This is a genomic window from Streptomyces sp. NPDC014801, from assembly GCF_043082085.1.
Lineage (GTDB): Bacteria > Actinomycetota > Actinomycetes > Streptomycetales > Streptomycetaceae > Streptomyces.
In genome coordinates this window covers 21,695-27,694 of sequence record NZ_JBIBXG010000026.1, presented here as the reverse complement: position 1 = coordinate 27,694, position 6,000 = coordinate 21,695, and the positions used below count along the sequence as shown (strand labels likewise).

The following is a 6,000-nucleotide window of genomic DNA, read 5'->3' as shown; positions in this document are numbered from 1 at the left end:
GCTGTCGGCCGTGGCGGCGACGGAGACGGTGTGCCCGTCGTGCTCCAGAGCGCGCTTGAGGACGTCGCGGACCGCCGCGTCGTCTTCGCACACCACGATGAAAGCCACGGGCTGACCCTAGATACTCCTGTCCCAGTTCTCCATCTTGCCTGCTCAGCGCCCTCATGAGCTGGAGCAGGCCGTCGGCTCCGCCTAGCCCTGCTCTGCTAGGAAGCCGCGACGGGCCGCAGTCTCCTCGCAAGCGAACCCTACAGAATGTAGGGTTTCCCTGGCCCCTGGCGCCCGCCGATGGTGCCGGAGGCGACTGTCCCGCGGCCGCGAGATACGGCACACAGGGTGAGACGCGAGGGATTCCATGAACGAGCTTGAGGCCGAAGTCCGGAAAACTGCCGCCTTCTTCCTTGAGCAAGGCAGGCTTCTGCGAACAAGCTTCCGCGAGAGCAGGCTGGCGCCGACAGTCGCCGTACTCGTCCCGAGCCTGGCGGCCCTCGCCGAGAGCGTCTACCAGCTCTCCGGGTTCGGAACACACGCCCTGGATCCGCGCCCCCACCTTGGCGACGGGCTCGTCGCTGCCGGTGTTGTCGTCGCAGCCGTGGCGGCCGGGGCAGCTCTGGGCAATCTTGCCTGGCAACTGACCACCGCGCCGCGCAACCGCTCGACCTCCGAAGGGGCACCCGAGGCTGGGACCGTGCCAGACACGGGACACAGTTCATGATCGCTTCACGGTCTCGCCCGCCAGAGGCTCCTCGCACAGGAAGAAGCGGCCCCGCCACGCCGGGTGGGCCCAGGTATCGCGGAGCGGTGGAGCGTCCACCACTGCCCCGCGTGCGCTCAGCGCCCGCGCCTTTCCGGAGACCGACGTGCCGGATGAGCAGCCGGCTCCGATCGAAGCAGGCCGCGGCCGGCGCTGCTGTGAAGCCGAGGCCACCCGCGCGGTGGCGGTGCGCCGCAAGGCGGCTGGAGCCGTGCGGGGGTGTGGGTAAGCCGCGGGATGCGGCAGCCGTCCCCCTGGAGTTTTCCGGGCCCGTGTCGCCGTCGGCCGCTGCCCGCCCAGGGTTTCGAGTCCACCGCCAGCGCCAGGAACACACCCACCGCCGTGGCCTGGCCGCGGACCAGCGACGCGCCTGAGGGATCGCTGCACCCGAAGGAGACGAGCTGCTCCTCGTCGGCGGCGAACGGTCGTACTCCTCCCATGTGGCGGACCCCTCCGGGACCGGCGGTACGACGTACCCAAGGACTTCGCACCAGAATGCGGCCAGGCGCGCGGGTTCCGCGCAGTCGATGGTCACCTGGAGCTGCTTGATCGTTGACATCAGCGCACGACAGCAGGATCCCTGCTCATCTCCCCAGGCGGGAAGGTTCGCACGTTGCCAGGAAAAGGGGCCCCGATTGTCCGCTGCTGTGTAGAGCGGCGGAGGTGAACCGAGATCGGGTGCCTACCCAAGAAGGGTGGGCAAGCGATCCCGGCCAGCCACTCGCGTGCTGCCGAAGATCACTTACGGGACACCCCTTTAGGCTCTGCCGAGCGCGACCGTTCCGGCGCAGCAAGCGATGGAGATACCGGGAAACACCAAGGTCAGCGCCAGGGTCGGGACGGGGCAGGTCCCTGACTTGCGCACACACCCCGCCAACGGCAAACCAACCAAAGACTTACGTTCCGCGCTCTGGAGCTCAAACGTCTGCTTCGAGGGCGAAGGTGTTGCCGTCCGGGTCCTGGAACCACGCGATCCGTCCGCCACCGGCCCGCGGCGTGATACCCCTGGCGTCGTGCTCGAGCTGGTCGTAGCGGACGAACTCCACCCCTGCGGCCGTGAGTTCGTCGACGACCCGGTCGAGGTCGTCGACGTACCAGACGGCCAGTGTCGCCTCGGTCGTTCCGGCAGTCGTGGACTGGTAGACGTTCAGCGCGGGCCCTCCACCGGAGGCGTAGACACGGCTCCCGCCGGTGATGTGGGCGCTTGGGCCGGTTCGGACGAGCGGCAGTCCGAGTTTGCCCTCGTAAAAGGCGACAGCCCGCTGGATGTCGGAGACGGCGATCGATGTTCTGAGCTCATACGTGCTCAAAGGCATGATCCACTGTCTCACAGGGGGCGCGGCGGAGTCCGCAACCTGGCTCCAGTGCTGGTGAGCAGCATGCCCAGCCCGGCGAAGTCGAGTCCTATGAGCGCCCGCCCGCCTGGAGCAGCTCTTCACCGACCACGATCTGCACGTGCCGTGGACGCTGCGCCCCGAAAGATCGAACGTCCGGTGTGTCAGAGCCGTCTCGTGGTGAACAAGGTGGTCCCGTGCACGGCGTCCACTTCCATGCGATCGGTCTCGGTGAACCCGACCTTGGCCAGCACTCTGCGAGAAGCGGTGTTCCAGTCCCAGACGGTGGCCCACAGACGTTCATACCCAGACGATCGCGCCCATTCCAGGACCGCCAACGAGGCCTCGGTCGCGTATCCCTGACGCCAAACTCGTCGTAGCAGCTCGAATGCCAGTTCCGGTTCCCCTGCCGGTCCCCGCCCGCTGTCGACCAGCCCGCAATAGCCGATGACGTCACGAGACGCCTTCCGTTCGACCGCCAGCAACCCGGTCGCCCACACCTTGTTGGTGCGGATCGAATCCTCGAGCTCCGCGACCGTGGGGTGTCCGTCCGCGTCGATTCGGCGGTGCGGCGGCACTCGTGGATCCCGTTCGGTCCACAGTTCACGCTGGACGACAGCCTCGTCTACCCGCCACGGTCTGAGCAGCAGCCGGCTCGTCTCGAGGAGAACCTCGCTGCCCGGCGCGCCATCAGTCATGACAGCAACCATCTCACGGACGAACGAGCTGTACGGCGCTCACGCTGAGCCGTCGTTGGTGTCCCGGTCGCTGTGGGCGAGGCGCTCGCTCTGGTGGCCCGGCGCGTCGGCTCTGCAGGGTCGGGAGCGAGCGAGGTATGGCGCGCTTGGGCCGCGGCGCTCGGTCAGGTGAAGGCCGGCGGCGTCGACGAGCCGGTGCAGCCGGCCGAAGGGGAACCAGTGCCGGTCGAGGCAAACGGCAACGGCACGCCGAGGAGGCAGCGTTGGGTGTACGGATAGGGCGCCGTGTCGCCCAGCCACCAGGCGGCGGCAAACGCGGCGCCGGCGCCTGCGGCCGCCGCCCAGCGGGTCCGGGCTGGGACCAGGGCGACGGGGGTGGTGGTGAGGCGGTGCATGGTGTTCTCCGGTGGATTGATGTGGTCCGTGGTATGTGGCTGGGCAGTCGGCGTCACGCGTGCCGGCTCAGCGCCCGCACCGCCAGCCGGCCGGACAGCGCGGCGAGCGGCAGCTCGACGCCGAGCGCCATGGCGACCGCGGTGGCGAAGTCGCCGCCCGGGGCCGCGGTCGTGGTGTCGAACCAGGCGTCGACCACAAGCAGCGTCGCGGTCGCGGTGGCCGGCAGGGCATGCAGCCGGTTGCCGCGGGCGGCGAGGAGGCCGGTGGCGATCAGGCCGAGCGCCTCCAGCGCGTCGAGCCCGACCCAGGCGAGCGGCCAGTGCGCCGCGGTCGCGGTGGCCGGCAGGCCGGTGGCCAGCATGTACAGCCACGGCAGCAGGGCGAGTCCGCAGGCGACCAGCAGCCACCCGGACCGCCGCATGCCCCGCGGCGGGAGCGACTCCTCCGTCTCTTCGTGGAGCGGGATGACCTCGGCGTGGTCGAGGCCCTCGGCACCGGCCAATTCGTCGTTTCGCATCACCAGTTGACGCATCGTCTTCCCCCGCTCCCCGTCGGCTGTCCCCTTCACGTGCTCCACCATCCGCCGCCCAGCAGGGCGCCGTCAGTCACGCAGGGTTCCGACTCGGGGTGGAGACAAGTGCACCCCCGAACCGGGCGGGAGCGTCATGGCACGGGCATGGGCTGCGGCTTTACCGTTTGACGCATGCAACTCGCCACGTGGCTGCAGCTGGTGCTGGGCCGACCGTTTCGCAGGGCGGGAGACCGGACCGCGCTCGTCGCCGCCGGCCTGCCGCTCCACCTGGCCGTGGTGCCACTGTGGCTCTGGCTGCTCGGCACGATGGCGGCGTCGGTGCGCACGCCCGGCGCGGTGGCCGTGACCCCGCTGCCCGTGCTGCTCACGCTCGTGGTGACACCCCTGCTGACCGTCGGGCAGCGGCGGCGCTACCGGGCGCTCGCCGGCAAGGACCTCCCACGCCCCGCCGTACCCGGGCCGGGACGCAACTGGAAGTCGGCGGTGCGCCGGCTGACCGGCCGGCCCTTGTGGCGGCAGGTCTGCTACCACGCCCTGGCGGGTCCGCTGCTCGCCGTCCTGGACCTCGCCGTCCTCGCCGTCTGGGCTGCCGCTCTCGTGGCCGCCTCCATCTACGTGTGGATCTGGGCGCTGCCCCCGCAGTGGCGGGTCACCGACCTCGGGTACACCACGCAGGCCGCGTACATCACCGCCGGCGGCCTCGCCCTGCTGTTCCTCGGTCCCCGGCTGACCGGCGCTCTCGTGCGGCTGGAGACCAGAGCGGCCGAGGCCCTGCTCGGCCCCAGCCGCACGGAGAAGCTGGCCCGCCGGGTCGCCGACCTCGCCGAGAGCCGGGCCGGCGTGCTCGACGCCGCCGACGCCGAGCGGCGGCGGATCGAGCGCGACCTGCACGACGGCGCTCAGCAGCGCCTCGTCTCACTCGCCGTCAACCTGGGCCTGGCCAGGACCACTTTCGGTGACCTGCCGGAGGACGTCCGCAAGGTGATCGACGAGGCGCACCACGAGGCGAAAGAGGCGATCGCCGAGCTGAACAACCTGGTGCGCGGCCTGCATCCGCCCGTCCTTGAGGACCGCGGCCTCGACGCCGCGCTGTCCGGTGTCGCAGCCCGTCTCCCGATCCCGGTGCGCGTGGCGGTGGACCTGCGGCAGCGCCCCTCACCCACGGTCGAGGCCATCGCGTACTTCGTGGTCTCCGAAGCCCTGACGAACGTGGTCAAACACGCCGAGGCGACCCGGGCGGACGTGACCGTGGAGCGGATCGGGGAGACACTGCTGGTGGTCGTCGCGGACGACGGCGCGGGCGGCGCGGATCTCGCGGCGGCCGGCGGTGGCACCGGGCTCGCCGGGCTCGCCAAGCGCGTCGCGTCCGTCGACGGCACGTTTTCCTGCCGCAGCCCCGCCGGGGGCCCGACCGTCATCACCGTGGAGCTGCCGTGCGCGCCGTGATCGCCGAGGATTCCCTCTTGCTGCGCATCGGCGTGGTCAAGGTGCTGGAGGCGGCCGGCTTCGAGATGTGCGCGCAAGTCGCCGACGCGGAAGGGCTGCTGGTGGCCGTCGAGCAGCATCGGCCCGACATCGCCGTGGTCGACGTGCGCATGCCGCCCGGCTTCACCGACGAGGGAGTGCGCGCCGCGCTGGTGATCCGTCACCAGTACCCGTGTACCGCCGTGCTCCTGCTGTCGCAGTACGTGGAGGAGCGGTACGCGGCCGATCTGCTCGCCGCCAACACCTCGGGCGTCGGCTATCTGCTCAAGCAGCGGGTCGCGGACGTCGAGGAGTTCGCCGAGGCAGTACGCCGGGTGGCGGCCGGCGGCACCGCGCTCGACCCGCAGGTCGTCGCGCAGCTGCTGGTGCGCCGGCACAGCGATCCGCTGGACCGGCTGACGCCGCGCGAGCGGGAGGTGCTGGAGCTGATGGCAGGCGGCCGGTCCAACTCCGGCATCGCCACCGAGCTGGTGGTGAGCGAGAGCGCGGTCGCCAAGCACATCAACAGCATCTTCACCAAGCTCGACCTGCCCAAGGCCGACACCGACCACCGCCGCGTCCTGGCGGTGCTGCGCTTCCTGGGCGTTGCGAGCGCATAGTGCGCGATCACGCCCGCAAGCCGGGTTGACAACGGGGCTGAGCAGCACTTGATGGGGAATGCGGCGCCTTGGGACAGGTGCTCTCCACCAGGCGTCGCTCGTCACAGCCGGTCCAAGACACGAGGGAGGGCGACGTCGCTGTGCTTGCGTAGTCAGTTGCCGGGGGCGAGGCGTTCCGCATCGGTGACTGAGTACGTCAGCT

The 6,000-nt window shown here is 70.5% G+C and carries 7 protein-coding genes and 1 pseudogene; 3 read left to right on the top strand and 5 right to left on the bottom strand.

The window, feature by feature from the left end; all coding sequences use genetic code 11:
* The first annotated feature begins 355 nt into the window (after positions 1-355).
* Positions 356-715, top strand: a complete 360-nt coding sequence (locus ACF1AL_RS38850) for a hypothetical protein (RefSeq protein ID WP_391781332.1) — start codon at positions 356-358, stop codon at positions 713-715.
* 407 nt (positions 716-1,122) lie between these two features.
* Here the strand turns inward: ACF1AL_RS38850 and ACF1AL_RS38845 are convergent.
* From ACF1AL_RS38845 to ACF1AL_RS38825, 5 genes and pseudogenes are all read right to left on the bottom strand, one after another.
* Positions 1,123-1,313 (bottom strand): annotated as a pseudogene (locus tag ACF1AL_RS38845) (VOC family protein); the annotation flags it as partial.
* 358 nt (positions 1,314-1,671) lie between these two features.
* On the bottom strand, positions 1,672-2,070 hold the full coding sequence (locus tag ACF1AL_RS38840; protein ID WP_391781331.1) for a VOC family protein: 399 nt from the start codon (positions 2,068-2,070) through the stop codon (positions 1,672-1,674).
* A gap of 182 nt (positions 2,071-2,252) precedes the next feature.
* Positions 2,253-2,786, bottom strand: a complete 534-nt coding sequence (locus tag ACF1AL_RS38835) for a GNAT family N-acetyltransferase (RefSeq protein ID WP_391781330.1) — start codon at positions 2,784-2,786, stop codon at positions 2,253-2,255.
* A gap of 164 nt (positions 2,787-2,950) precedes the next feature.
* Positions 2,951-3,181: a hypothetical protein gene (locus ACF1AL_RS38830; protein WP_391781329.1), complete on the bottom strand. Its 231-nt coding sequence runs from the start codon at positions 3,179-3,181 to the stop codon at positions 2,951-2,953.
* 53 nt (positions 3,182-3,234) lie between these two features.
* Positions 3,235-3,750, bottom strand: coding sequence for a hypothetical protein (locus ACF1AL_RS38825; protein WP_391781328.1), 516 nt, complete (start codon positions 3,748-3,750; stop codon positions 3,235-3,237).
* A 135-nt stretch (positions 3,751-3,885) separates the two neighbouring features.
* On the opposite strand from ACF1AL_RS38825, the gene ACF1AL_RS38820 reads away from it, so the two are divergent.
* Both ACF1AL_RS38820 and ACF1AL_RS38815 read left to right on the top strand, forming a co-directional pair.
* Positions 3,886-5,160: a histidine kinase gene (locus tag ACF1AL_RS38820; protein ID WP_391706779.1), complete on the top strand. Its 1,275-nt coding sequence runs from the start codon at positions 3,886-3,888 to the stop codon at positions 5,158-5,160.
* A complete protein-coding gene (locus ACF1AL_RS38815; RefSeq protein ID WP_391781327.1) occupies positions 5,148-5,798 on the top strand; it encodes a response regulator transcription factor in 651 nt (216 codons plus the stop codon). Before ACF1AL_RS38820 ends, ACF1AL_RS38815 begins: the two co-directional genes overlap by 13 nt.
* The last annotated feature ends 202 nt before the right edge of the window (positions 5,799-6,000 follow it).